The sequence below is a fragment of the Agromyces sp. Marseille-Q5079 genome (assembly GCF_051016555.1).
Taxonomy (GTDB): domain Bacteria; phylum Actinomycetota; class Actinomycetes; order Actinomycetales; family Microbacteriaceae; genus Agromyces.
Map to the genome: position 1 here is coordinate 1 of NZ_JBPEJF010000010.1, position 25346 is coordinate 25346.

Annotated in this window: 29 protein-coding genes; 13 read left to right on the forward strand and 16 right to left on the reverse strand. The window is 69.7% G+C overall.

Annotated elements, in window-relative coordinates; translation table 11 throughout:
• A partial coding sequence (locus tag ACR3IO_RS17650) for an SDR family NAD(P)-dependent oxidoreductase (RefSeq protein ID WP_434072539.1) occupies window positions 1-367 on the reverse strand: 367 nt, incomplete at its 3' end.
• Between the two features lie 63 nt (window positions 368-430).
• Between ACR3IO_RS17650 and ACR3IO_RS17655 the strand changes: the two genes are divergently transcribed.
• Window positions 431-766, forward strand: a complete 336-nt coding sequence (locus ACR3IO_RS17655) for a hypothetical protein (protein ID WP_434072540.1) — start codon at window positions 431-433, stop codon at window positions 764-766.
• A gap of 180 nt (window positions 767-946) precedes the next feature.
• On the opposite strand, the gene ACR3IO_RS17660 is transcribed toward ACR3IO_RS17655, so the two are convergent.
• Complete coding sequence (locus ACR3IO_RS17660) at window positions 947-2506, reverse strand: SLC13 family permease (protein WP_434072541.1); 1560 nt, start codon at window positions 2504-2506, stop codon at window positions 947-949.
• 136 nt (window positions 2507-2642) lie between these two features.
• Between ACR3IO_RS17660 and ACR3IO_RS17665 the strand changes: the two genes are divergently transcribed.
• The 4 genes from ACR3IO_RS17665 to ACR3IO_RS17680 all read left to right on the forward strand — a co-directional run bounded on the left by ACR3IO_RS17665 (window position 2643) and on the right by ACR3IO_RS17680 (window position 6631).
• Complete coding sequence (locus ACR3IO_RS17665) at window positions 2643-4346, forward strand: MFS transporter (RefSeq protein ID WP_434072542.1); 1704 nt, start codon at window positions 2643-2645, stop codon at window positions 4344-4346.
• Window positions 4343-5872 (forward strand): leucyl aminopeptidase, encoded by a 1530-nt coding sequence (locus ACR3IO_RS17670; RefSeq protein WP_434072543.1) that lies wholly within the window; start codon window positions 4343-4345, stop codon window positions 5870-5872. Before ACR3IO_RS17665 ends, ACR3IO_RS17670 begins: the two co-directional genes overlap by 4 nt.
• A gap of 115 nt (window positions 5873-5987) precedes the next feature.
• The gene (locus ACR3IO_RS17675) at window positions 5988-6398 is read left to right on the forward strand and encodes a hypothetical protein (RefSeq protein ID WP_434072544.1); all 411 of its coding nucleotides are present in this window, start codon (window positions 5988-5990) and stop codon (window positions 6396-6398) included.
• On the forward strand, window positions 6395-6631 hold the full coding sequence (locus ACR3IO_RS17680) for a helix-turn-helix transcriptional regulator (RefSeq protein ID WP_434072545.1): 237 nt from the start codon (window positions 6395-6397) through the stop codon (window positions 6629-6631). The genes ACR3IO_RS17675 and ACR3IO_RS17680 overlap by 4 nt, the downstream gene beginning before the upstream one ends.
• 129 nt (window positions 6632-6760) lie before the next feature.
• On the opposite strand, the gene ACR3IO_RS17685 is transcribed toward ACR3IO_RS17680, so the two are convergent.
• Window positions 6761-7216: a MarR family winged helix-turn-helix transcriptional regulator gene (locus tag ACR3IO_RS17685; RefSeq protein WP_434072546.1), complete on the reverse strand. Its 456-nt coding sequence runs from the start codon at window positions 7214-7216 to the stop codon at window positions 6761-6763.
• A gap of 51 nt (window positions 7217-7267) precedes the next feature.
• Between ACR3IO_RS17685 and ACR3IO_RS17690 the strand changes: the two genes are divergently transcribed.
• From ACR3IO_RS17690 to ACR3IO_RS17700, 3 genes are all read left to right on the forward strand, one after another.
• Window positions 7268-7720 (forward strand): hypothetical protein, encoded by a 453-nt coding sequence (locus ACR3IO_RS17690; RefSeq protein ID WP_434072547.1) that lies wholly within the window; start codon window positions 7268-7270, stop codon window positions 7718-7720.
• Window positions 7721-7807: 87 nt separating this feature from the next.
• Window positions 7808-8347, forward strand: coding sequence for a DUF1697 domain-containing protein (locus ACR3IO_RS17695; protein ID WP_434072548.1), 540 nt, complete (start codon window positions 7808-7810; stop codon window positions 8345-8347).
• A 131-nt stretch (window positions 8348-8478) separates the two neighbouring features.
• Complete coding sequence (locus ACR3IO_RS17700; RefSeq protein ID WP_434072549.1) at window positions 8479-9498, forward strand: aldo/keto reductase family protein; 1020 nt, start codon at window positions 8479-8481, stop codon at window positions 9496-9498.
• Window positions 9499-9523: 25 nt separating this feature from the next.
• On the opposite strand, the gene ACR3IO_RS17705 is transcribed toward ACR3IO_RS17700, so the two are convergent.
• The 3 genes from ACR3IO_RS17705 to ACR3IO_RS17715 are packed head-to-tail and all read right to left on the reverse strand — an operon-like array spanning window position 9524 to window position 10907.
• Window positions 9524-9985 carry an iron chaperone gene (locus ACR3IO_RS17705; protein WP_434072550.1) on the reverse strand — a complete coding sequence of 154 codons (462 nt, stop codon included), beginning with the start codon at window positions 9983-9985 and terminating at the stop codon, window positions 9524-9526.
• A 58-nt stretch (window positions 9986-10043) separates the two neighbouring features.
• Entirely contained in the window at window positions 10044-10454 is a 411-nt protein-coding gene (locus ACR3IO_RS17710; RefSeq protein ID WP_434072551.1) for a VOC family protein, read from the reverse strand.
• A gap of 9 nt (window positions 10455-10463) precedes the next feature.
• On the reverse strand, window positions 10464-10907 hold the full coding sequence (locus ACR3IO_RS17715; RefSeq protein WP_434072552.1) for a helix-turn-helix transcriptional regulator: 444 nt from the start codon (window positions 10905-10907) through the stop codon (window positions 10464-10466).
• Between the two features lie 165 nt (window positions 10908-11072).
• On the opposite strand from ACR3IO_RS17715, the gene ACR3IO_RS17720 reads away from it, so the two are divergent.
• Window positions 11073-11678, forward strand: coding sequence for an HdeD family acid-resistance protein (locus ACR3IO_RS17720; RefSeq protein ID WP_434072553.1), 606 nt, complete (start codon window positions 11073-11075; stop codon window positions 11676-11678).
• A gap of 76 nt (window positions 11679-11754) precedes the next feature.
• Here ACR3IO_RS17720 and ACR3IO_RS17725 read toward each other — a convergent pair whose 3' ends face one another.
• Entirely contained in the window at window positions 11755-12522 is a 768-nt protein-coding gene (locus ACR3IO_RS17725) for an SDR family oxidoreductase (protein ID WP_434072554.1), read from the reverse strand.
• A 139-nt stretch (window positions 12523-12661) separates the two neighbouring features.
• Between ACR3IO_RS17725 and ACR3IO_RS17730 the strand changes: the two genes are divergently transcribed.
• From ACR3IO_RS17730 to ACR3IO_RS17745, 4 genes are all read left to right on the forward strand, one after another.
• Window positions 12662-13129 carry an NfeD family protein gene (locus tag ACR3IO_RS17730; protein ID WP_434072667.1) on the forward strand — a complete coding sequence of 156 codons (468 nt, stop codon included), beginning with the start codon at window positions 12662-12664 and terminating at the stop codon, window positions 13127-13129.
• Window positions 13126-14076 carry an SPFH domain-containing protein gene (locus tag ACR3IO_RS17735; RefSeq protein WP_434072555.1) on the forward strand — a complete coding sequence of 317 codons (951 nt, stop codon included), beginning with the start codon at window positions 13126-13128 and terminating at the stop codon, window positions 14074-14076. Before ACR3IO_RS17730 ends, ACR3IO_RS17735 begins: the two co-directional genes overlap by 4 nt.
• Window positions 14077-14085: 9 nt before the next feature.
• On the forward strand, window positions 14086-14838 hold the full coding sequence (locus tag ACR3IO_RS17740) for a glycerophosphodiester phosphodiesterase (RefSeq protein WP_434072556.1): 753 nt from the start codon (window positions 14086-14088) through the stop codon (window positions 14836-14838).
• Between the two features lie 85 nt (window positions 14839-14923).
• Entirely contained in the window at window positions 14924-15286 is a 363-nt protein-coding gene (locus ACR3IO_RS17745; protein ID WP_434072557.1) for an RNA polymerase-binding protein RbpA, read from the forward strand.
• Window positions 15287-15336: 50 nt separating this feature from the next.
• On the opposite strand, the gene lnt is transcribed toward ACR3IO_RS17745, so the two are convergent.
• Genes lnt through ACR3IO_RS17790 form a run of 9 tightly spaced genes read right to left on the reverse strand, consistent with a single transcriptional unit; the run spans window position 15337 to window position 25299 of the window.
• Complete coding sequence (gene lnt, locus ACR3IO_RS17750; protein ID WP_434072558.1) at window positions 15337-16869, reverse strand: apolipoprotein N-acyltransferase; 1533 nt, start codon at window positions 16867-16869, stop codon at window positions 15337-15339.
• 59 nt (window positions 16870-16928) lie between these two features.
• Window positions 16929-19361 (reverse strand): DEAD/DEAH box helicase, encoded by a 2433-nt coding sequence (locus ACR3IO_RS17755; protein ID WP_434072559.1) that lies wholly within the window; start codon window positions 19359-19361, stop codon window positions 16929-16931.
• A gap of 12 nt (window positions 19362-19373) precedes the next feature.
• On the reverse strand, window positions 19374-20210 hold the full coding sequence (gene tatC / locus ACR3IO_RS17760; protein ID WP_434072560.1) for a twin-arginine translocase subunit TatC: 837 nt from the start codon (window positions 20208-20210) through the stop codon (window positions 19374-19376).
• Window positions 20211-20214: 4 nt separating this feature from the next.
• Complete coding sequence (gene tatA / locus ACR3IO_RS17765; RefSeq protein ID WP_434072561.1) at window positions 20215-20469, reverse strand: twin-arginine translocase TatA/TatE family subunit; 255 nt, start codon at window positions 20467-20469, stop codon at window positions 20215-20217.
• A gap of 60 nt (window positions 20470-20529) precedes the next feature.
• The gene (locus ACR3IO_RS17770; protein WP_434072562.1) at window positions 20530-21519 is read right to left on the reverse strand and encodes a helix-turn-helix transcriptional regulator; all 990 of its coding nucleotides are present in this window, start codon (window positions 21517-21519) and stop codon (window positions 20530-20532) included.
• On the reverse strand, window positions 21516-22544 hold the full coding sequence (locus ACR3IO_RS17775) for a helix-turn-helix transcriptional regulator (RefSeq protein WP_434072563.1): 1029 nt from the start codon (window positions 22542-22544) through the stop codon (window positions 21516-21518). The genes ACR3IO_RS17770 and ACR3IO_RS17775 overlap by 4 nt, the downstream gene beginning before the upstream one ends.
• A gap of 58 nt (window positions 22545-22602) precedes the next feature.
• Window positions 22603-23538, reverse strand: a complete 936-nt coding sequence (locus ACR3IO_RS17780; RefSeq protein WP_434072564.1) for an FKBP-type peptidyl-prolyl cis-trans isomerase — start codon at window positions 23536-23538, stop codon at window positions 22603-22605.
• Window positions 23539-23581: 43 nt separating this feature from the next.
• Entirely contained in the window at window positions 23582-24628 is a 1047-nt protein-coding gene (locus ACR3IO_RS17785; protein ID WP_434072565.1) for a tRNA (adenine-N1)-methyltransferase, read from the reverse strand.
• Entirely contained in the window at window positions 24625-25299 is a 675-nt protein-coding gene (locus tag ACR3IO_RS17790) for an HAD family hydrolase (RefSeq protein ID WP_434072566.1), read from the reverse strand. Before ACR3IO_RS17790 ends, ACR3IO_RS17785 begins: the two co-directional genes overlap by 4 nt.
• Window positions 25300-25346 lie beyond the last annotated feature (47 nt).

Genomic DNA, 25346 nt, shown 5'->3' on the forward strand with positions numbered 1-25346 from the left:
TCGGCGCGAGGACGTTGACGCGGAAGCCGAGCTCGGTCTCCTCGAGCGGGGCGTCGAGGAACGGGCCGATGCGGCCGGTGATGCCGGCGTTGTTCACGAGGCCGGAGACGGTGCCGAACTCGGCGACGGCGGCCGGCACGACGCTTGCGGCGGCCGCCAGGTCGGCCATGTCGATCTGGAGCAGCAGGACGCGCGCTCCGGATGCCTCGCAGTCGGCCTTGACCGATTCGGCATCGGCCAGGCGATCACGGTAGGTCAGCACGAGATCATGGCCGACCAGGGCGAGGCGCCGCGCGATCTCGGCGCCGATGCCGCGGCTTGCGCCGGTGATGATGGTGACGGGTCGGGTCGTTGCATCCGCTGACATGCGACCAGCCTAGAACGACGGCGGATGCTGGCGGCGGCGGCGGCCGAGGCGTAGCATCCGCCCATGGCACGCACGGTGGCGAGCCCGCCAGAGGGCAAGACCGGAAACGCATACACGCGATTCTTCGAGAGGGTCGATCGGGCGCTGTCGCCCGCGTTCGGCGGCGCGACGTCCGTCGACGACCATCCCGAGGACGCCACGCCGATCGCGGATCGCCTCTGCCCGCTCTGCGGACACGCGATGGGCGAGCACGTGATCGACCACTCGACGCCGAATTCGATGCTCGAGTGCCCGACGGACGAGCGCCTTCCCGAGCGCCCCATCGACGTGCCGTTGAACGAGTTCGGCATGACGGCGCCCGAGCGCGCCGATCAGCGAGGCCAGACCAGGGGCACGTAGCGCGCGGCGACAGTGAGGCCGGGGCCGGCCGGACCTATGCGCCAACGCCGCCGGATGGCCCGCGACGATGCGCGGGACGGCGATGCACCTCTTGGATCGATGCGCTCGGTGCATTGATCGACGGCGCGGCGATGCGCGAAGGGATCGATGCGCGACGAACCTCAACGTCGTGGTGCCGGCTCAGAACGGCCAGATCACCGGCACGTAGAGCACCGCAACCGCGAGGAAGAGCAGCAGGAGGGGAAGGCCGAGCTTCCAGTAGTCGCCGAAGCGGTATCCGCCCGGTTCGAGCACCATGGTGTTCGCCGGCGTCGCGACGGGGGTGAGGAACGCGGCCGCTCCCGCGACGGCGAGCGCCATCATGAACGGCAGCACCGAGACGCCGAGGTCGTCGGCGACCACCGCCGCGATCGGGGCGACGATCAGCACGGTCGCGGTGTTGGAGATCAACTGGCCGAGCACCACGGTGAGCGCGCACACGGCCAGGAGCGCGAGGTGCGGCGACCCGCCGCCGACGACGTCTAGCAGCGCGCCCGCGATGAGGTCGGCGGTGCCGGTCTCCACGAACGCGGTCGACAACGGGATCATGCCGGCGACGAGCACGACCGTCGTCCACGAGATGCTGCGGTACGCCTGAGCGGGCGACACCACGCGGACGACCACGAGCGCGGATGCCGCGAGCAGTCCGGCGATCGCCGGCGGAACGATACCCGTGGCGAGCAGCACGACCATCGCGACGAGCACGCCGATGGCGCGCTTCGCGCCGACGCCGAGCGGCACGGATCGCCGAACGGCGGACGGCGGGTCGACGACCAGTACCTCGGGGCCGGTCGTGTTGCGCTCGAGGTCCTCCCATCGGCCGGAGAGCAGGAGCGTGTCGCCGGGTCGGAGCGTCGTCTCGAGGCCATGCAGCTCCTGCCCTCCCCGTTGCACGGCGACGACGACGAGGTCGCCGCTCGGGGTGGTCATGCCGGCGAACAGGTGCCGGCCGACGAGCTCGGATCGCGGTGCGACCACGACCTCCGCGACGCCGTTGCGAACGCCGATGAGCTCCGTGCCATCGGGGATCGCGTACTGGCGCCGCAGCGTGTCCGCGTGTGCGGCGATGTCGCGCGGCAGCGACGCGGGCGTGCGCGACGGGAGCAGCCAGCGGCCGAAGAGGGCGATGATGAGCAGGGTGCCGCCGAGCAGCGGCAGGCCGACCAGCCCGAACTCGAAGAAGCCGAACGGCCGGGCGCCGGCATCCGTCGCGACCTCGCTCACGATGATGTTCACGGGCGTGCCGGTGAGCGCGAGCATCGAGCCGGCGTGCGCCGAGAACGCGAGCGGCATGAGCATCTGCGATGGCGGGATGCCGGCTCGCGTCGCGACGACCACGACGACCGGGATCAACGCCGCCACGGCCCCGTTCACGCTGATCAGGGCGGTGATGACGGCGACGAGGACGCACACCACGACGAGCAGGGGGGTGCGCCTCGTTCCGGCGCGACCGATGACGACCTGACCGGCCCACGCGGTCACGCCCGTCGCGTCGAGCGACTCGCCGACCACGAAGAGGGTCGTGATGAAGATGACCGTCGGATCCCCGAATCCGGCGAGCGCCTGGCCGAGGTCGAGCACGCCCGTGATCCACAGCGCCACCGAGACGCCGACCGCGACGACGCCGAGCGGCACGCGATTCGAGAGGAAGGCCACGATGGCGATCGCCAGAATGGCCAGGGTGATGACCACCGGATCCATGCGGCCAACCATAGTGGGCGGCATCCGCGGTTCGGGAAGGGTCGGAGTATCCCTTCGGCCGCGCCTGACGCTACTGTCGCTCATGAGCGGCGGTTCCCATCCGGACCCGCCCGCGAACCCGGGGATGGGGTGTTCGATGGCGTCGGATGTGCGGTCGGTCGGGACCGGAACGAGCGGGACGGGTGCGGTCGCACCGGCGGCGAGGGCGCCGTGGCTGCCCCTGATCGTCGTGGTGCTCACCCAGATCCAGGCCTCCTTCGCGGTGAACGCGCTCACGGTGTCGATGGCCGGCATCACGAGCGACCTCGACACGGCGGCATCCTCGGTCGGGACGGCGATCACCGCGGGCACCTTCGCCATGGCGGCGTTCATCCTGCTCGGTGCGAAGATCGGCGCCCGATTCGGCACGCGCGGCGTGTTCCAGATCGCCGTGGCGATCCACGCCCTCGCGATGGCCGGTGTGGCCCTCTCGCAGAGTCCCGCGATGCTGTTCATCGCGCAGGCGTCGTCGGGTGCCGTCATCGCGCTCATCGCACCGGCTCTCACCGTGTTCATCGCAACCAGCTACCACGGCGACCAGCAGGCGAAGGCGATCGGACTCCTCGCGGCCGCGATCCCCGCGGCGGGAGTCCTGGCGTTGCTCATCGCCGGCTCGTTCGCGACGACGATCGGCTGGCGCTGGTCGTTCGCGCTCATGGTCGCCCTCGGTGCCGTGAACCTGGTGTTGAGCTTCGGGCTGAAGAAGGTCCCGAACCAACCGGGGCTCACGATCGACTGGGTCGGTGCGACCCTCGCGGCCGTCGCGATCGTGCTGCTGAGCTTCGGATTCTCGGGCCTGAACACCTGGGGCGTGTGGAATGCCACGTCGCAGGCGCCCTTCGACATCCTCGGCGTCTCGCCGGCGCCCCTGCTGATCGTCCTCGGGCTCGTCGTCGGGCAGGTGTTCTTCCTGTGGCTGCGGCGCCGCGGGGCCGAACGCCGACCACGGATCTTCGACCTGCGGGTGCTCGCGACGGGGTCCGAGCGGGCGGTGACCGCATGCATGGCGATCATGCTCTTCGTGGGCACCGCCGCGAACTTCCTGATCCCGCTCTACATGCAGGTCGTGCAGGGGCTCAGCGGCATCGAGACGTCGTTCTCGATCATCCCGTACACACTGTCGATCTTCCTCGCCTCCACGTTCATCGCGTACCTCTACGGCCGGTTCACGCCCCGCATCCTCGCGGCATCCGGATTCGCGGTGGTCGCGGTCGCACTCGCGCTGCTCGCATTCACCGTGCGAGGGGAGTGGGGTCAGGCGTTCGTCGTCGTGGGCCTGATCCTGCTGGGACTCGGCCAGGGCGCCATCGTCGCACTCGTGTTCAACACCCTGCTGTCGTCCGCACCGAAGCAGCTCGCCGGTGACGTCGGCGCCTGGCGCGGCCTCGTCCACAACCTCTCGGGCTCGGTCGGCATCGCGGTCGCCACGGCATTCGCGGTCGGCATCCTCTCGTCGACCCTTGCGGTGTCGGCCCTGGACCACCCAGAGATCGGGTCGGAGCTCATCAGCGAGGTGAACATCAACGAGGCCGACTTCATGACCAACGATCAGCTCGAGGCGGCGCTGTCGGAGACCTCCGCGACGGATGCCGAGGTCGAGGCCGCCGTGGCCATCAACGAGGATGCCCGGCTGCACGCCCTGAAGGTCTCGCTGCTCGGCCTGGCCCTGCTCGCCTTGCTTGCCATCGTCCCCGCGCTCCGGATGCCGGGCATGCGCAAGGGCGACCTTCCCGAGAAGCTCGAACCCGATGACGACGACCCGATCGACGAGGTCGAGGACGAACTGGAGGTGGCACGATGACCCGCAGCCCGAACAAGCTCGTTCCAGCGGACTTCTCCGCGGTCCCGTCGCTTCACGTGGCGGATGCGGTCCAGGTGGCGGTCGTCGACGAGCTCGGCGCCGGCGCACTCGATGCGATCGGCGTGCTCGTGCACACGACGGGCGAGTCGCCCGCCGGCATCGCCATGGATCGGGAGGCTCTCGCCCGTGCCGGGTTCGAGGCGAAGCCCGGTTCGACGCTCGTGCTCGCCGGAGCCGAGCCGACCCTGCTCGTGGTCGTCGGCGCCGGCTCGGCCGACGAGCTGACCGATGCCGTGCTGCGCGACGCGGCCGCGGCGTTCGTCCGTGCCGTGCCGAAGGCGGCGAGGATCGGGCTGCGCGTGACATCCGTCGGTTCCGTGGATGCCGCCGCAGCCGCGAAAGCGCTTTCCGAAGGCGTGCTGCTGGCCAGATACCGCTACGACCCGCTGAAGGCCATCGCGAGGGAGACGCCGCTCGCGCGCGTCGAACTCCACCTCGACGGTGCCGACCGTGCTGCGGCATCCGCCGGGGTCGCCGAGGGACGCGTGACGGCGCGGGCGACGGCGATCGCGCGCGACCTCGCGAACACGCCGCCCAGCCATCTGACGGCGACGGACCTCGCCGACGTGGCCGCCGAGCTGGGGGAGCGGTTCGGATTCGACGTCGAGTCGTACGACAAACAGGAACTCATCGACATGGGCTGCGGCGGCCTGCTCGGCGTCAATGCCGGGAGCGCGGAGGAACCGCGCATGATCGTGCTCGGCTACGCGCCGCAGGGGGAGTCGAGTGGACACCTGGGGCTCGTCGGCAAGGGCATCATGTACGACTCGGGCGGCATCAGCCTGAAGCCGTCCGACCCGATGCACCTGCTCATGAAGATGGACATGGGCGGGGCGGCATCCGTGCTCGCCGCATTCACCGCGCTGCGGGACCTCGGCGCGACGGCGAGCGTGTCGGGCTGGCTCATGTGCACCGACAACATGCCCTCGGGCGCGGCGTACAAGCTGGGCGACGTGCTCACGGCCCGGGGAGGGACGACCGTCGAGGTGAAGAACACCGATGCCGAGGGACGGCTCGCCATGATGGACGGCCTCGTGCTGGCGACCGAGGCCGGCGTCGATGCGATCATCGACATCGCGACGCTCACGGGTGCGGCCCTCATGGCGCTCGGCCCGGCGACCGCAGCGCTGTTCGGCACGAGCCAGCCGCTCGTCGACCGGGTGCGCGCCGCTGCGGACGCGACCGACGAGCCCGCTTGGCAGCTCCCGCTCGAGCGGAAGTACCGCAAGCAGCTCGATTCGGATGTCGCGGACCTCTCGAATCTCGGCGGGCCGTATGCCGGCGCGGCGACGGCGGCATTGTTCCTCGCGGAGTTCGTGGGGGAGACGCCCTGGGCGCACCTGGACATCGCCGGCACGATGCAGAGCGATGCGGATGACGCCTGGCGCTCGAAGGGAGCCACAGGGTACGGCGCGCGCATGTTGATCGACGTCGCGAGGGACTTCACGCCGGTCACCGACGGATAGCGGCTGCGACACGGTCGGCTGCCGGTGCTCGGTGCCGGGCGTGTCAAGTTCACTTGACACGCGGGCTCGCTCGATCTAGTGTGTCAAGTCCACTTGACACTTGAGGAGCGACCCCGTGCGCGCACAACCGACCGTCGACCAGCGTGCGCTCAGCGATGTCGGGCGGTTGGCCGCCTGGACCTTCGCGTGGGTGGCGACCCTCGCGTTGGCCAGGTTCGGTCCCATCCACCTGTGGGACCACGACCCGGTCATCGGATGGATCGCGATCGCCGTCAACCTCGTCGTCGGGGTCGGATGGATCATCGCCCACGCGCGCTACCTCAGGGGAGTGGATGACCTGCAGCGGAAGATCATGCTCGACGCGATCGCCGTCGCCCTCGGAGTGGGGCTCGTCGCCGGATTCGCCGCCGCGGCCGCGAGCAACGTCGGACTGATCGCGTTCGACCCCGACATCGCCGTCTTCACGGCGCTCATGGCCGCCGTCTACATCATCGCCGTTGCCGTCGGGACCCTGAGGTACCGGTGAAGAACCGCCTCAGGGACCTTCGAGCCGAACGGGATTGGACGCAGGCCGACCTCGCCGAGCGCCTGAACGTCTCCCGGCAGACGATCAACGCCATCGAGAAGGAGAAATTCGACCCGAGCCTGCCGGTCGCGTTCCGCATCGCGAGACTCTTCGACCTGCAGATCGAGGAGATCTTCGCCGGCGAGCCATTGGGTCAGGGCCCCGAAGCGCGGGATGTCACTGCAGGGCCCTGACCGCATCGTCACCGGTGATTGCAGATGCGAGAGTGGAGCCGCAATCCTTCGACCCGACATAATGTGCATTATCGGCGCATCGGGATCTCTGCGAGAAGTCCCGGTCATGCCGATTTCTGCTCGATCTGGCTATTCCGTCGGACGCTCACTCAGGGTGCGCGTCAGGATCGATCTCAGCGACTCGAGGTCGTCGTCGCCGACGGCGTGGAACAGTTCGTCGGCGACCGCCTGCGTGTGGTGCTGCGCTGATCGCAACGCCTGCGCGCCGTGGGACGTCAAGTCCAGGATGGTGACCCTGCGGTCGCGATCCGACGGTGTACGCGACACGTGCCCCAGTCGCTCGAGATCGTCGATCATCCGCACCATGCCGGTCTTGTCGGTGTTCAGGCGCACAACGAGATCGCGCTGGGTCTGGACGCCGTCGCGAATCAGGAACATGACCGCGACGTGCCTGCTCGTCAGCTCCATCGGGCGCAATGCGGTGTTGAGTCGTTGCGTCGCGAGTGCGTGCACCTGGTTCAGCAGGAGCCCCACCTCGATGGACGCTGATGCCCTGTCGTCGCTCATGTTCTGATTCTCCCCCATTTAGATCCAAATGCAATTGATCCAAATAAATCTAATGGATAGGCTGCCCGCATGTCCTCTCTCGATGTTCCGGTCCGTGACGATCGCCGCTGGCCGCTCTGGCTCCTCCGGTTCTCCCTGACTGCGACGGCGCTCCTCCTGTTCGGCCAGGCGGTCCTGGCCGGTCTGTTCATGGAGGGGATGCACTCGGCATTCGCGATGCACCGCGAGATGGCGACAGTCTCGGGCATCGTTCTCATGGTCGCCATCGGTGCCGCCGTCGCGGCTCGTGTTCTCGGCCGCGGCGCGCGTTGGCCGATCGCGGCGACCCTCGGGCTGCTCGGGTTGATGTCGCTGCAGGCGTTCGCCGGCTTCCGCTCGTTGGTCGCGCTGCACGTGCCGTTCGGCACGGTCGTGATCGTGCTCGGCGCGGCGTTGGCCGTGTGGGCGTGGTTGCCGCGGCCGACCCCGGGAGGCCGCGAGAAGCCGGCGGAGGCCCGTGGTGGGTCCGACGCGAACGACTGACCCGCCGACAGGTGCTCCGCGGAGTGCCTCGGGCCTGCGCGAGCACCTCGAGCAGGGCGCGTCCGGCTCCGTGCCATCATGGGCCGCATGGCGACCCACATCGCACTGCTGCGCGGGATCAACGTCGGCGGCCGAAACCCGGTTGCCATGTCGGCGTTGGCGGACACCTTCGTCGGCGCCGGGTACGCCGACGTGAGCACGTACATGCAGAGCGGGAACGTGCTCTTCACGACGGATGCCGCGAGCGGGACCGAGCTCGAGACGTCGGTCGAGCGCATGCTCGAGCAGCGATTTGGGGTATCGATCCTCACCGTCGTGCGATCGCGCGACGAGCTCGCGGCGACCGTCGCCGCGGCGCCACCGGATCACGGCTCGGACGCGCTCCGCAGCGAGGTGTTCTTCCTGAAGCATCCGCTCACCGCCGACGAGGCCATGGCGGAGATGCCGGAGCTGCGCGACGGCGTGGACTCCGCCTCGGCCGGCCCCGGTGCGCTCTACTTCTCCCGTGTCGCGGCGCGGGCGACGAAGACGCGAATCCAGCGCTTCATGGGCACGCCCGTCTTCCAGCGGATGACCGTTCGCACCTGGAAGGTCACGACGCGCCTCCTGCAACTCGCCGACGCCTAGGTCGAGGTCCCTCCCCCGGCCACTCCCCCGCCCCCACGTTCCCCCACGGCCGCTCGCACGGGGAACGGTCGTTCCACCCGCGGTCGTCGAGCGGCCGGCACCGGCGGACGTGACGGCACTAGCGTTGGTGGATGGTCAACTATCGCTACCTCGGAAACAGCGGCTTCAAAGTCTCGGAGATCACCTACGGCAACTGGATCACGCACGCCTCGCAGGTCGAGAACGATGCCGCGATCGCCACCGTACACAAGGCGTTGGATCTCGGCATCACGAGCTTCGACACCGCCGACGTCTACGCCAACACCGCCGCCGAGGTGGTGCTCGGCGAGGCGCTGAAGCACCAGCGCCGGGAATCGCTCGAGATCTTCACGAAGGTGTATTGGCCAGTCGGTCCGACCCCGCACGGGCCGAACGACACCGGCCTCTCGCGCAAGCACATCCTCGACGGCATCAACGGGTCGCTGCGCCGGCTCGGCGTCGACTACGTCGACCTCTACCAGGCGCACCGCTACGACCACGAGACGCCGCTCGAGGAGACCATGCAGGCGTTCGCCGACATCGTGCGGCAGGGCAAGGCCCTCTACATCGGCGTCTCGGAGTGGACGGCCGAGCAGCTTCGCGAAGGCCACGCGCTCGCGAAGGAGCTCAGGTTCCAGCTCGTCTCGAATCAGCCGCAGTACTCGGCGCTCTGGCGCGTCATCGAGGGCGAGGTCGTTCCGACGTCGGAGGAGCTCGGCATCTCGCAGATCGTCTGGTCGCCGATGGCGCAGGGCGTGCTGAGCGGGAAGTACCTGCCGGGGCAGCCGGTGCCGGCGGGATCCCGCGCGACCGATGAGAAGAGCGGCGCCGGCTTCATCAAGCGCCTGCTCGAGGACGACGTCCTCGAAGCCGTGCAGAAGCTCAGGCCGATCGCGGCCGAGGCAGGGCTCACCATGCCCCAGCTCGCGATCGCCTGGGTCCTGCAGAACCCGAACGTGGCAGCCGCGCTGGTCGGCGCCTCGCGGCCCGAGCAGCTCGAGGATTCGGTCAAGGCGTCGGGCGTCACCCTCGACGCCGACGTGCTCGCAGCGATCGATGCCGCGCTCGCCCCGGTCGCCGTGACCGATCCGGCCGAGACCGCCAGGACCTCGCCGAAGGCCCGCGTGGCGTGATCGCCGACTGCGCGCGCGGTCGGTCTCAGCCGGCCGCGCGCGTGACCAGATCGGCGATGAAGGCCAGGTCGGCGGGCGTGAGCTTCGTCACGGCGTACGAGGTCGGCCACATGGTGCCCTCGTCGAGGGTCGCGTTGTCGTTGAAGCCGAGCGACGCGTAGCGCGCCTTGAACTTGCCCGCGGGCTGGAAGAAGACGACGGCCTTGCCGTCCTTCGCATAGGCCGGCATTCCGTACCAGGTGCGCGGCTCCAGCTGAGGGGCGTGCTCGAGCACGATCGCGTGGATCGCCTCGGCGGCGACGCGGTCGTCGCCGTCCATGGCCTCGATGCTGGCGATGCAGTCGGCCAGGGCCTCTGCGGCCTTCTCCTCGGCCGACGCCTTGCGCGCGGCCCGCTTCGCCTCGGCCGCAGCGGCCTTCATCGCGGCCTTCTCCTCGGCGCTGAACGCCTGGTGCGAGGGTGCGGGCTTGGTGGTCTTCTCGGTCATGATGCTCCTCGGTCTCGTCGTGTGATGTGTCGCGAGCGGATGCTGCGGCGTCGGTTCGTCAGATCGGCTGCTGGATGCGCACCATGTTCCCGGCCGGGTCGCGGAATGCGCAATCGCGGACGCCGTAGGGCTGGTCGATCGGCTCCTGGGCCACCTCCGCGCCGCTCGCGGCGACCTGGTCGAACGTGCTGTCAACGTCGGAGGTCGACAGCACGATGCTCGCATACGTGCCCTTCGCCATCATCTCGGCGACCGTGCGCCGCTCCTCGTAGGTCGTGCCGGGGTCGGGCGTCGGCGGCGTGAGCACGATCGACGTCTCGGCCTGGCCGGCCGGGCCGACGGTGATCCACCGCATCTGCTCGTAGCCGACGTCGTTGCGCACCTCGAAGCCCAGCGTGTCCCGGTAGAACTTCAGGGATTCCTCGGCATCGGTGTGCGGAAGGAAGGTGTACTGAATCGTGATGTCCATGTCGCCACGCTACTTGCGGCGGGCGGGCTGCGCTTCTCGATTCCTGACCGGTCTCGCGACGCGCTTCGCGAGCACCGAGGGCACCGCTTCGAAGATGCCGTCCGGCTGCTGCCGGTACACGCTCGGCGGTACCCCGACGAGCTCGGTGAACCGCGTGCTGAACGTGCCGAGCGACGAGCAGCCGACCGCGAAGCAGACCTCGGTGACGCTCAGGTCGCCTCGGCGCAGCAGGGCCATCGCCCGCTCGATGCGCCGGGTCATGAGGTAGCTGTACACGGACTCGCCGTACGCGAGCTTGAACTGACGGCTGAAGTGCCCGGCAGACATGTTGATGCCGCGCGCGAGTTCCTCGACGTTGAGCGGCTTCGCGTACTCGCGATCGATGCGGTCGTGCACGCGTCGCAGCAATGCGAGGTCGCGCAGGCGCTGGTCGTGTGCGGAGTCGCCGGTCACCGTTCGATTCTGGCACGGACGACTCCTCGACGGTCGGAGCTCCCGGAGTCGGGCGCGCGGCCGGATCGTCGGTTCGGATGACTCGCGGCGAGATCCGCGACATCCGCCCTGATCTGGGAATAACCTGTGAGCGCACGAACTCGTCGCCCACCGAAAGGACCCCCTATGTCTTCGACAGAGCAACCCACCGTGTTCGCGGCCTTCACGCTGAACTCCGAGAACATGTCGAAGTCGGCCATCAACACGGTGCGCACGACGCTCGGCATCTCGGGCGCGATCGCGCTCATCATCGGCATCTTCATCACGTTCTGGCCGAAGACCGCCGCCGACGTGCTCACCGTGCTGCTCGCGATCTACTTCCTGATCGCCGGGCTGGCGTACGTCGGTCTCGGGATCTTCTCCAAGGGCATCTCCGGCGGCGCCAGGGCGCTCGACCTCATCCTCGGCGTGCTGTTCGTGATCGCGAGCATCGTGGCGTTCGCGAACATCCAGGCGGCGGCGAGTCTCCTCGCGGCCGTGCTCGGCATCGTCGTGGGCATCGTCTGGATCATCGAGGGCGTCGTCTCGCTCGTGCAGTCGGGCGACGCGGCGTCGCGCGGCTGGGCGATCTTCTTCGGCATCCTGAGCCTGCTCGCGGGCATCGTGCTGCTCTTCTCGCCGATCTGGGGCTTCGTCATCCTCATGGTGATCACGGGCATCAGCCTGATCGTCCTCGGCATCGTGCAGATCGTCCGCGCCTTCACGTTCGGCAAGGGCGCCAAGACCTCCTGACCGAGCGCGGAAACGCCTGCGGGCCGGTCGGGATCTCCCCGACCGGCCCGCAGCGTCTTCGCCGGCGGCGGAGCGCTCAGCTCTCGGGTGCGAAGCCCGAGACGTCTCCGACGTAGCGCGTGTGGTCGGCGGGGATCGGGTCGACCGCGGCGGCGGCGACCTCGGCGGCGAATTCCGACACGTTGTAGAGGCGGCCCGCGTCGACCTTGCGCGCCTCGATCGCGCCGGGGTTCGCCCGCTCGAGCAGGGTCGCCGTGATGGTGCCCTCGATCATGTCTCCGGAGACGGTGACGAACTCGACGCCCGCGGCATCCAGCTCGGGCAGCTTCGCCCGGAGGGCGTCCTCTCCGGCGCGCTTCGAGAGGGCGACCGGCTCGTACTCGGGCATGGTCGGCGTCGTGCGGATGAAGTGGGCCTGGTGGCTCGTCACGAAGACGATGCGGGCACCCTCGGCGAGGTGCGGCAGGGCGTTGTCGACGACGTTCACCTGCGCATCGCGGTTCAGCCGCATCGCGTAGTCCTCGCCCATGCCGGTCTCCATGCCGCCGGAGGCATTCAGGACGAGTACGTCGACGGGCCCGAAGGCCGCGACCGCCTGCTCGAACATCGAGGTGACGGATGCCGCGTCGGTGAGGTCTGCGCCGACCGCGATCGCGCGGCCGCCGGCGGCCTCGATGGCCGCGACGACCTTGTCGGCGCGGGGCGCCTTGCTGCGGTAGTTGACGACCACCGCGGCACCGGCCTCGGCGAGGTAGCGGGCCGTGTCGGCGCCGATGCCGCGCGAGGAACCCGTGACGACGGCCACCTTTCCGGTCAGCGATCCAGGGTCGAGTGGATTGGTCACGTGCGAGTCTCCTCGAGGTGGTTCGGGTCGGACCGGTCGGTCCCGGCGATGCGCCGCACCGAGGATATCAACCCCCCGTGGCATCCGTCGCCCTGCTAGTTTCGGTAGAGGGGCCCGTGCGAAGGAGAACGAATTGGATGTGCTCACCCAGTACGCGTGGATCGCATGGCTCGTGCTCATCCTCGTGTTCGCCACCATCGAGGTGTTCACGCTCGAGATGACCTTCCTCATGCTCGCGCTCGGCAGCGTCGCCGGCCTCCTCTCGGGGCTCTTCGGCATTCCGTGGTGGGCTCAGTTCGTCGTCGCCGCGCTCGTCGCGGTCGCTCTGATCCTGACCCTCCGGCCATCCCTCCTCCGGGCTCTCCGGCGTGGCGCCGATCCCGCGCGCAGCAACATCGACGCGCTCATCGGCGCCGACGGCCGGGTCGTGCACACCGTGACCGGTGCGACCGGCCAGGTCCGCCTCCAGAACGGCGAGGTGTGGACGGCGCGCCTCTCCCCCATCACAGAACAGGCCGATGTCGCGGTCGGCGAGCGTGTGCTCGTCACGGGCATCGACGGTGCGACCGCCGTCGTCGTACCGGTCGAGAGGAGCACTCCCCAGTGAATGTCGGAACGGTGATCACGACGGTCGTCGTCGTCGCGATCGTCATCTTCGTGATCGTCGTGCTTGCACGGTCGATCCGGATCATCCCCCAGGCGTATGCGGGCGTGGTCGAACGCCTCGGCCGCTACCACAAGACCCTCTCCCCCGGGTTGAACGTCCTGGTGCCGTTCATCGACCGGCTGCGCCCGCTCGTCGACATGCGCGAGACGGTCGTGTCGTTCCCGCCGCAGCCGGTGATCACCGAGGACAACCTCGTGGTGTCGATCGACACGGTCGTCTACTTCCAGGTGACCGACGCCCGCGCCGCGACCTACGAGATCGCCAACTACCTCGGCGCCGTCGAGCAGCTCACGACCACCACCCTTCGCAACGTCGTCGGCGGACTGAACCTCGAAGAGGCCCTCACGAGCCGTGACAACATCAACGGCCAGTTGCGCGTCGTGCTCGACGAGGCCACCGGCAAGTGGGGCATCCGCGTCTCCCGCGTCGAGCTCAAGGCGATCGACCCGCCCCACTCCATCCAGGACTCGATGGAGAAGCAGATGCGCGCCGAGCGCGACCGCCGTGCGCTCATCCTGACCGCCGAGGGCACGAAGCAGTCCGCGATCCTCACCGCCGAGGGACAGCGGCAGGCCGCCATCCTCCAGGCCGAGGGCGACGCGAAGGCCGCGGTGCTCCGAGCCCAGGGCGAGGCCGAGGCGATCACCACGGTGTTCAAGGCCATCCACGACGGAAACCCCGACCCGAAGCTGCTCGCGTACCAATACCTGCAGACGCTCCCCGAGATCGCGCAGGGTCCTGCGTCGAAGCTGTGGATCGTGCCGAGCGAGCTCACCGAGGCGCTGAAGGGCATCGGCACCGCCTTCCGGCTGCCGACCGCCGGTGCGACCGGCGGTGGCGCCGATGCTCCCGGGACGTCGGAGACGCCCTCGCCCCGCCGTGACTGAGCGCGAGCGGTGACGGCCTACCTCGATCCCCCGAGGCCGCGGATCCTCGCGCACCGCGGCCTCGCGATCGATGCTCCCGAGAACACGCTGCTCGCGTTCGAACGCGCGCGTTCCGCCGGCGCAGGCTATCTCGAGACGGATGTGCGGCTGACGCGCGACGGCGTCGTGGTCATCGCCCATGACGACACGATCGAGCGCATCGCCGGTCGCGACGCCGCCGTCGCCGACCTCACGATCGACGAACTCCGCCGGATCGAACTCGGGCAGGGCCAGACCTTCTGCACGCTCGCGGAGGCGCTCGACGCCTTTCCCGCGGCGCGGTTCAACATCGACGTGAAGTCGGCCGACGCCGTCGGACCTGCCGCCGACGTGATCCGCTCGGCAGCGGCATCCGATCGCGTGCTGTTGACGAGCTTCTCGGATGCGAGGCGCCGGCGGCTCGCGGAGCTCGTGCCGGGCGCCGTGACCTCGACCGGGCAGGCCGGCGTGGTCCGGGTGCTGCTCGCGTCCTGGCTCGGCTCCCCCGGGCTCGCGCGACGCGGTCTCCGAGGCGCCGTGGCCGTGCAGGTGCCCGAACGCTTCGGCCCGCTTCGCATCGTCGGCCGTCGGTTCGTCGATGTCGTGCACCGTGCCGGCGCGGAGGTGCACGTGTGGACCGTGAACGATCCCGACGACATGGCGCGCCTGCTCGCGATGGGCGTCGACGGCCTGGTCAGCGACCGCGCCGACCTCGCCGTCGCGCTCCTCCGCGGCCAAAACTGAGAATTCCCCGGCAATCACCCAGCCTGCGGAAGGGGAATGCCCAGCTTGATCGTTTATACCTAGAGACGATCGAGAGGAGCTCGCCATGGCAGACCGGAGCCTACGAGGCATGCGCATCGGCGCTCAGAGCCTGCAGAGCGAAGACGGAGTGATCTTCGCCGAGCGCGCTGAATTCAGGTACCGCTGTGCGACCTGCAACCACGAGACGGTCATGATCTTCTCCGCCGACGCAGAGACCCCCGAGGAGTGGGAGTGCCGCAACTGCGGCGCGCCCGCAACACTGCTCGTGGACTCGAAGCCGGTCGAGATCGACCGTTCGGGCGAGAAGGTCGCCCGCACCCACTGGGACATGCTGCTCGAGCGCCGCACGCGCGCCGAGCTCGAGGAGCTGCTCGAAGAGCGCCTCGCCTTCCTCCGCGCCCGTCGCGGACAGAAGCAGAGCGCCTGAGCCGTTCCGCCCGTTGACGCCGCCTCCGAACGGAGGCGGCGTTCGTGGTGTCAGGGGGCGGTGGTGCGGTCGCGCCGCCTCGCGAGGACGCCGGCCGCGATCAGTCCGAGCGCCGCTCCCCAGACGATGATCGACGGCAGCCAGACGCCCATCGTGACCGCCGGGGTCGACCCGTCGCGCAGCGCGACATCCGTCACCATGGCGCCCGGCTCGTACGCCGGGAGCGAGTCGATCGTGCGTCCGGACGGGTCGATGACCTGGCTCGTGCCGACCGTCGAGATGTTGACCGCCGACCGGCCGGTCTCGATGGCGCGGAGCCGGGCGATCGCGAGCTGCTGCTCGTTCTCATCGGTGCCGTTGAAGTCGGCGTTGTTCGTCTGGAACATGAACACCTGGGCGCCGTCGTCGACCGCCTCCCAGATGAGGTCGTCGTAGATCACGTCGAAGCAGATCGCCAGGCCGGTCACGGCATCGCCGAGGTCGAACACCGGTGCGTTCGTGCCGGGCGTGTAGCCGCGCTCCACGAGGCCGATGAGGTCGGGTGCGATCGCATAGTAGAAGTCGCGGTCGGGGATGTACTCGCCGAACGGCACCGGATGCCGCTTGTCGTACGTGTCGACGGCGCCCTCGCCGTCGCGCCACAGCATGGACGTGTTGAAGTACTCGTCGCCGTTCACCGTGACCGTGTTCAGCAGCACGGGGGCGTCCATGCGCTCGCTCAGCCGGTCGAAGATGTCGGCGACCCGGTCGGACCGCGTCGGATCGATGTCGGATCCGCCCTCGGGCCAGAGCAGCACGTCGACGCCGGGTTCGTCGATCACGGCCTGGGTCGCATCCAGCTGAGCGAGCAGGACGTCGCCCTGCTCGCGCTCGTCGAAGTAGCCGGCGGGTCCGTTGCCCTGCACGCTGGCCACGCGCAGCGTGCCGGCATCCGCCGTCTGCCACGCGGGGACGAGCATCGCCACGGATGCCACGACGACGACCGGGATGGCCGAGCGGATGCCGCGGCGCGAGCCGAGCCGGACCCACTCGATGGCGCTCGCGACGATGAAGACCATCACGAACCCGAGCCCGGTGCTGCCGGCCCAGGAGACCACGTCGGCGAACGGGCTCTCCGACTGGCTGAGCGCCGCGCGCCCCCAGGGGAACCCGCCGTAGGGGAAGGTGCCCACGACCGCCTCACGCAGGCACCAGAGGCCCGCGACGAGGGCGGGCAGCACGATCACGCGCACCCAGGTCGCATCGCTCGCGCGCGGCACCCACCGATAGGCGAGCGCGATGAGCACGCCGCCGCCGGCGACGAAGAGCGACTCGAGGATCGAGAGGGCCAACCACGGGATCGGCCCGAGGTAGAGCGCCGTCCACGACACCTGCTGCAGGTAGAAGGCGAGACCGAACGCGAGGCCGACGAGGGCCGCGCCCCACGCCGAGCGCCCGATGAGGCTCACCAGGGCGAAGGCGATGCCGACGAACGCGAGCGGCCAGACGGAGGCACCGGGGAACCCGAGGTCGTAGACCAGTCCGCCGGCGACCGCCGCGATGACGGCCGCCCAGAGGGGCAGCACGGGTCTCGGGAGGGGCACCCGATCAGCCTAAGCGACGCCCGGGCTCGACCAGGCCCCGGCCCGCAGGCGCGACGCCGTCACCCGGCCGCGTCGTACGCGACCACGCCGCGGCGGACCTGGTCGATCGCAGCCCGGGCGGTCGTGCCGAGCTCGGCATCGGCCACGATCGAGATCTGGTCGAGCAGGTCGACCACCTGCTTGGCCACCCGCACGAAGTCGCCGGCCGCGAGGTCGGTGTCGCTCAGCACGGCACCCAGGCCCGCGCCGCTCGCCCAGGCGTGCATCGCCGTGGCGAGTGCCGGCGACGGCACCTCGCTCCCGGTGAGCCGGTGGTCGCGCTCGAGGTCGTCGAGGTTCGCCCACACGTCCGTGGTGCGCTCGAAGGCCTCGCGGAAGCGTCCGCGAGGCAGCCGGAACTGTTCGCCGCGATCGTCGCGCCTCGGCTCGTAGACGAGCGAGACGGCCATCGCGGCCACGGACGGCACGTCGAGGCCGTTCCAATGCCCCTGGCGCAGGCATTCGGCGACGAGCAGGTCGCGTTCGCCGTAGATGCGCTTCAGGATGCGACCGGCCGAGGTGGAGACGAGGGACCCGTCGGCCGAGCGCTCGAAATAGCCGAGGATCTCGAGCACCTCGGCCACGCGGTCGAAGCGCTGCGCGATCGCGCCGGTGCGGCTGCGGATCTGCCGCGACAACTGCTCGTTCTCGCGGTGCAGGCGCCACCAGCGCTCGGCCCAGCGGGCATGCTGCTCGCGTTCGGCGCATCCGTGGCACGGATGGGCGCGCATCTGCTTGCGCGCGGCGACGAGGTCGCGCTGCATCCGCTCGCGCTGCCCGTGCGTCGCGTTGCCCTTCGAGGACTGGCGCTCGAGGTCGCCGATGCGGCGGCGGATGGCCGCGTACTCGGCGAAGTCCCCGAGGTGGCAGGTCATCGCCTGCTCGAAGCCCGCCATCGACTCCTCCTGCTTGCGGAGCGTCCGAGCGAGGTCGACGACGGCTCGGTCGGCCTGGAACTGGGCGAACGAGAGCTCGAGGACCTGTCTCGTGCGCTCGCGACCGAACTGGTCGACCAGGTTCACGGCCATGTTGTAGGTGGGCTTGAAGCTCGAGTTCATGGGGTAGCTGCGGCGCGAGGCGAGTGCCGCGACCGACTCGGGGTCGAGTCCGTCGACCCACTGGATCACCGAGTGGCCCTCGACGTCGATGCCGCGGCGACCGGCGCGACCGGTGAGCTGGGTGTACTCCCCCGGCGTGATCGGCACGCGCGCCTCGCCGTTGAACTTCTCGAGCTTCTCGAGCACGACCGATCGCGCCGGCATGTTGACGCCGAGGGCAAGGGTCTCCGTCGCGAAGACGACCTTGACGAGCTTGCGTTGGAAGAGGTCCTCGACGACCTCCTTGAACGCGGGCAGCATTCCCGCGTGATGGGCGGCGACACCGCGCTGCAGCCCTTCGAGCCAGTCCCAGTAGCCGAGCACCGCCAGGTCCTCGTCGCGCAGCATCTGCACGCGGGATTCGACGATGCTCCGGATCTCGTCGCGTTCGGCGGTCTCGGTCAGGCGGATGCCGGAACGGAGCACCTGGCGGACGGCCTGATCGCAGCCGACCCTCGAGAAGATGAAGAAGATCGCCGGGAGCAGGTGCTTGCCGTGCAGGAGGTCGACGACCTCGGGCCGGTCGATGCGTCCGGTGCCCTGCCCGCCGCCCTGGTGGTAGCGGCCCCGATCACCGCCGCGCCGGCCTCGCGCCGATCGCGAGGAGATCGAGCGCCCGCCCGCCCGCGCGAGCTGCATGAGCTCGGGATTGACGCGATTGGTCGCGGCCTGGCCCGAGGAGTCGAACAGGTCGACGAGCTTCGCCTTGACCAGGACGTGCTGCTCGAGGGGCACCGGGCGGTCCTCGGAGACGATCACGTCGGTGTCGCCGCGCACGGCCTGCAGCCAGTCGCCGAACTCCTCGGCGTTGGAGACCGTCGCGCTCAGGGACACCAGGCGCACCGCTTCGGGCAGGTGGATGATGACCTCCTCCCACACGGCGCCGCGGAACCGGTCGGCGAGGTAGTGCACTTCGTCCATGACCACGTACGCGAGTCGATCGAGCGTCGGCGACTCGGCGTAGAGCATGTTTCGCAGCACCTCGGTGGTCATCACCACGATGCGCGCCCCCGAGTTGACGTTCGTGTCGCCCGTCAGCAGGCCGACGTTCTCGGAGCCCCAGGCCTCGACGAACTCCTGGTACTTCTGGTTCGAGAGCGCCTTGATCGGCGTGGTGTAGAACACCTTCGCATCCGGGTCCTGCATGGCCAGGTACACGGCGAACTCGGCGACCACGGTCTTGCCCGCGCCCGTCGGCGCGGCGACGAGGACGCTGCGCCCCTCGTCGAGGGCGCCGCACGCGGCACGCTGGAAGGGATCCAGGTCGAACCGCTGCGCCGCAGCGAAGTCCTGCAGTCTGGGGCGTCGGCGCTGCTCGCGCGACATGGCGTACCGTTCGGCCGGCGAGAGGCTCATCACCCCTTCAGCCTAGACAGCCGCGCCGAACTCCTCGCTGTTTCGGCGTGCGACACGACGATCGTGCAGGTGCGCGATGAACCACGCGAGGAAGTACAGCCCGATCATGGGAATCGCGAGCATGAACATCGAGACGATGTCGGCCGACGGGGTGGCGATGGCCGTGAAGAGCACGATCACGAGGATCGCGATCCGCCACGACTTGATGATCGATGCCGCGCTGATGACGCCGGCGAAGTTCAGGAGCACGATGAACACCGGCAGCACGAACGCGATGCCGATCGCGATCACGAGCTTCTGCACGAAGTCCAGGTATTCCTTGGCCGTCAGCAGGGATTCGCCGCCCTCGGGAACGAAGCTCGTCATGAGCTTCACGATGTTCGGCAGGACGAACCACCCCGCCGCGCAGCCGGCGAGGAACAGCGGGATCGCCGACGCGAAGAACCCCAGCGTGAACCGCCGCTCCCGCGTGTTGAGTCCGGGGACCAGGAACGCGAAGATCTGGTACAGCCAGACCGGGCTCGAGATGACCAGGCCGATCGTGAACGCCAACTGCAGGCGCAGGTCGAACGCGCTGGAGATCGTCGGGAAGATGATGCTCGTCGGAGGGTCGATCTCCTCGCCGGGGTGCGCCGCGGCATAGGCGTCGGCCTGCGCCTCGGCGACCTTCATCACCGGCTCCTGGATCGCGTCCCAGATGAACAGGTCGGTGAGGACCCAGCCGGCGATGCCGCCGACCACGATCGCGATCGCCGCGATGAAGAGACGCTTGCGGAGTTCGATCAGATGAGCGCCGAGCGACATCCGCCGCTCGCGGTTCTTCTCTCCGCGAGCCGTCGTCGCGGACATGGGGTCAGGCGCCCGACGAGGAATCGGGCTTCTTGGTGCCCTCGGCCGCGGTGCCTGCGGGGTTGCTCGCGGCGTCGTCGCCGGAATCCCCGGCGGCGCCGGCCTTCGTCTCTGCGTCCGGGTCGCGTACCTCGGACTTGAGGATCTTCATCGACTGCCCGAGGCTCCGCGCGAGCGCCGGAAGCTTGGGCGCGCCGAAGAGCAGCAGGATGATGACCAGGATGATCAGGAAGTGCCATCCGGTGAGGTTTGCGAACATGCGGCGTCCAATTCTGACGGGGATGTGGGTGCGAGTCTACTCGCTCGCGGGGTCGGTGCCTCACGCCTCGGGGACGGATGACTCCTCGTAGCCGCGGAGTCCGGCCGATGCCCACTCGGCGACGGCCGATCGGGCATCGGCCGGCGCGATGACGGTCACGAGTCCGGGGAGGCCGGCGACCAGTCGCTTGAGTCCGTGGACGTGGGCGAGCCGGAGCGTCACGCGCAGTCGGTCGCCGACCTGCTGCGACGAGGAATCCGCGAGGTAGTCGGCCAGGAGCGGCAGCGCCTCGGCGGCGACGTCGACGACCACGTCGAGGTCGGACGATGAGCCCTGGAAGAGCGTCTCGGGCACCTCGAGGCCGGCGTGGTCGACCACGGGCTCGTCGGTGACGACGAGAGCGCTCATGCGGTCGACCCGGAAGTTGCGAACGTCTTCTCGGGTGTGGCAATACGCCTGCAGGTACCAGTCGGCGTCTTGCGACAGGATGCGCAGCGGGTCGGCGCGGCGGCGTCCGCCCTGTCCGAGCGCGTTCAGGTAGTCGAATTCGAGCTGCCGGCCGCCCGTGATCGCCTCGCGGATGCGTGCGAGCGAGGCATCCGCGGCGGGCTCGGCCACCGCGAGGCCTGAGGGCATCGCTGACGCGCCCGCACGCAGCTTCGCCATGAGCGAGGCGAGCGCGCTGCTGTCGGCGTTCTCGGGGAGCGCGGCGAGGTACTGCAGGCCCGCGATGAGGGCGGCCGCCTCGCGCGCGGCCAGGCGCGGGGCCTCGTCGATCGCGACGTGGTGCACGATCACGATCTCGTCGCCCTCCTCGAACGCGTCCCAGTCGATGTCGAACAGGTCGTTCGACTGGTAGGTGCCCGTGTCGCCGGGCAGGCCCGACATGGCGATCAGTCGCACCGCCTCGCGGATCTGCTCCTCGGGGACGCCGAAGTGGACGGCCGCCTCGTCGACGCCGACCACCTGCTGCTCGATGAGGTACGGCACGAGCGAGAGCAGGAAGACGAGCTTGTCGGGCGCACGCAGCGCCTGTCGTCGTGGGCTCACGGCGCGACCTCCGGGGCCGGGGCGGTGTGCGCGTCGGCGACGATGCGGAGGCGGTCGCGCACGGCGGAGCGGAGCGACGCGGGAGCGAGCACGCGGACCTCGGGTCCGAACGCGGCGAGCTCGTCGGCGAACGCGTCGACGTCGGTGAAGTGCAGCCGGATGACGCCGGCGTCCTCGTCGCCGCGCACGGCGCGCTTGCCGAGGCGGACCTCGGCGTCGCTGCCGGCCGTGACGGCGAGGTCGGCGGCATTGCTCAGGCGGAGCTCGTCGAGCTCGGCGAGGATGCGGTCCTGTATGCCCTCGGGCGGCGCCTCGAAGCTCTGGTTCACGAGGATCTCGACCGGTCCGACGATGCGCGACAGCAGGAACGTACGGAGCCCCTCGGCGTCGACGTCGAGGCCGTGCAGGTGCCAGCGGCCCTCATGCAGGACGACCGCGTAGGGATTCACGCGACGCAGGCGAGGCGCGACCTCCCCCGGCTTGAGGTACTGGAACCGGACCTGCTGACGGCGGTCGAGGGCCACGCGCAGCGGCTCGAACGCCGCGTCGCGCACCCGGAGCCGGGGTGCGTAGCCGATCACGGGTTCGCGCGGCTCGATGCCGAGCCCGCGGATCTTGGTGAGGGCCCTCCGGGAGTCCTCGGACAGGGAGACGCCGCGCCAGACCTCGCCCGCGAGGCCCAGGAGTGCGAGCTCGTCGGGCGTGAACCGCACCTCGTCGGGCAGGTCGTACTGGCCCTTGGGGATGCGGTAGCGCAGCGCCTGGTTGTCGCCGGGACGATCGGGCGACTCCACGGTCTCGAGCGGGATGCCGAGCTCGCGGATCTCGTCCTTGTCGCGCTCGAACTGCCGCTCCAGGTTCGCGTTGCCGCCGTGCCGGTCGTAGCGCTCGGCGTAGCCGCGCACGGTCGAGAGGATCTCGGCCTTGAGGAGCCCGGTCTCGGTCGCGAGCAGCGCGAGCACCAGTGAGAACAGTCGGTCCTCGACCGGGATCTTCACGTCTGGCTTCGCTCGGGATCCGGTCACAGGAGCGATCTTACCCACGCTCGCGCGGCCGGTCGCCCGGCCGCGCGAGGGAGCCGGATCAGATCACGCCCAGGATGTCGATCACGAAGAAGAGCGTGGAGTTCGCGGGCACCTTCTCGTTGCCCTGATCTCCGTAGCCCTCGGACGGCGGGATGATCACGCCGACCTGCGAACCGACCTTCTGGCCGACGATCGCGTCCGAGAATCCGGGGATGACCTGCGCGTCCGTGCCGACCGTGAAGGTCGCCGGTGCGCCGTTCTCCCAGCTCGAGTCGAAGGCGGTGCCCTCGTCCCACAGCACGCCGGTGTAGTGGACGACGACCGTGTCGCCGTCTTCGACGACCTGACCCGAGCCCTCGAGGAGGGTCTCCTGCTGGAGGCTCTTGGGCGGGTCCTGCTTCGGCACCGTGATGCCGGGGCGGCCGTCGGGTGCGAGGACGACGGCCGGGAAGCCGTCGCGCGTGAGCCGGGGAGCGCCGTCGGCGCGCGTCGGGAAGGCGCGCGTGACGTCCATGACCAGCACGAGGCTGTCGGTCGGCTCGACCTGCAGGGACGGGTTGCCGTTGGGGCCGAAGCCGTCCTTCGGCGGGATGACGACCGCGACACGCGATCCTTCACGGGCGCAGGTGAGCGCCTTCGTGAAGCCGACCATCGGCTGGTTGTTCGCCGCGATCGGAACCGGACCCGCATCGTCGTAGCCCTGCGTGGCGATCTCCTCGCCCGTGGCGCCGTTGTAGACCGAGAACCCGACGAGTGCCAACTGACCCTCGGTGAGGAGCGGACCCGTGCCCTCGACGATCTCGGTGCACTGCGACTCGGCAGGGTCGAGCGGCGTCGGGAACGAGAGCTTCGGCGCCTCGCCGAACTTGCCGGAGACGGTGACCGCCTCGGACGAGTCACCGGGCGTCGCCTCGGGAGCGGGCGCCGTGGCGCAGCCGGTGAGGGCGACGGCGACGAGGCCGGCCGTGGCGATGAGCGCGAGGGACGAGCGCACTGATCCTCGATTCTTCAGGGGTCGCGTTTGGGTCGGAAGAAGCCTACTCGGCTTCACCCGAGGGTTCGGTCGGGCTGTGGAGGCCCCCGTCGTCGGCGCCGTGCTCGCCGTCGCGCGAGCGCGTGGCCGCGGCATCCGCCGCCCTGACCCGCCGACGGAGCGCCTTGTCGCTGACCTGGCGCTCGCCGAGCGCGCCGGGGGTCCAGGCCTCGACGTCCTCGTCGCTGAACTCCGTCTTGGAGGGGCGGCGCTTGAGCTCGGGCAGGATCGTGTCGGGCGCGAGGCGTCGGGCGGTGAGCAGGAATCCGGTGTGGGCGATCATGCGGTGATCGGGCCGCACGGCCAGGCCCTGCACGTGCCAGCCGCGCACCATCGTCTCGGACGACTGCGGTTCGGTGTACTCCCCCGTCGCGCGGATCGCCTCGGCGACGCGCGAGAGCTGCGTGACCGTCGCGATGTAGCAGAGCAGCACCCCGCCGGGCTTCAGTGCGGCGCCGACGGCGTCGAGGCACTCCCACGGCGCGAGCATGTCGAGGACGACGCGATCGACGGATGCCGCGGGCGCGACGTCGGGCAGGACCTCGGCGAGGTCGCCGAGCGTGATCGACCAGTTCTCGGGGTCGGTGCCGTGGAAGGTCGCCACGTTGTCGCGGGCGACGCTCGCGAAGTCCTCGCGGCGCTCGAACGACATCAGCCGACCGGACGGCCCGATGCCGCGCAGCAGCCAGAGGGACAGCGCCCCCGAGCCGACGCCGGCCTCGACCACGGTCGCGCCGGGGAAGATGTCGGCCTGCGCGAGGATCTGCGCGGCGTCCTTCGGGTAGACGATCGCCGCACCGCGCGGCATCGACATGACGAAGTCGCTCAGCAGCGGTCGGAGCGCGAGGTACTCGACGCCGACCTGGTTGGTCACGACGGAGCCGTCGGGCTTGCCGATGAGGTCGTCGTGCGCCAGCAGGCCCTTGTGGGTGTGGAACATCTTGCCCGGCTCGAGGGCGATGGTGTGCATGCGGCCCTTGGGGCCGGTCAGCTGCACGCGATCGCCGACGAGGAAGGGACCGCTGCGTTCGCCTCGGCTCTGCTCGCTCATGCGCTTGCCTTTCGTGATCGGGTCAGCTCGGCGACGTCGGCCACCGTGCGCCCTGCGAGGCTCGACCAGAGCACCGTCGCCGGCGTGTCGTCGAGGGAGAGGATGTTGGGGATGCCGACGGTGATCGCGCCCGAGGCCGCGGCCGACGTCACGCCGGGCGGCGAGTCCTCGAAGGCCACGCAGTCGGCGATGTCGACGCCGAGCTCCGCGGCGGCGACGAGGTAGGGCTCGGGGTGCGGCTTCGCGTTGGTCACGGAGTCGCCGGTCACGATCGCGTCGAACGCGTGGAACGGGATCTGCCGGATGACGTCGTCGGCCATGGAGCGCACCGACATGGTGACGAGCGCCGTGGGCACGGACGCCTCGCGCAGCGCCTCGAGGAGTTCGCGCGCTCCGGGCCGCCACGGCACGCCGAACTCGTTCAGCTGCTGCTTCACGCGCTCGGTGAGCCAGGCGACGATGGCATCGGCGTCGAGGTCGACCCCGTGCTCCTGGAAGATGCGGGCCGACTCCCAGAGGCCGCTGCCCACGAGCTGCAGGGCGTCGTCATGGGTCCAGGTGCCGCCGAACGACCCGACGAGCTCCTCCTCGGCGGCCATCCAGTACGGCTCGGTGTCGACGAGCGTTCCGTCCATGTCCCAGAGGGCGGCTGCGGGAAGGCGTGTGGTCACAACCGTCAAGTCTACGGGCACGGCCTATTCTGGAGTTGACCCGGTCT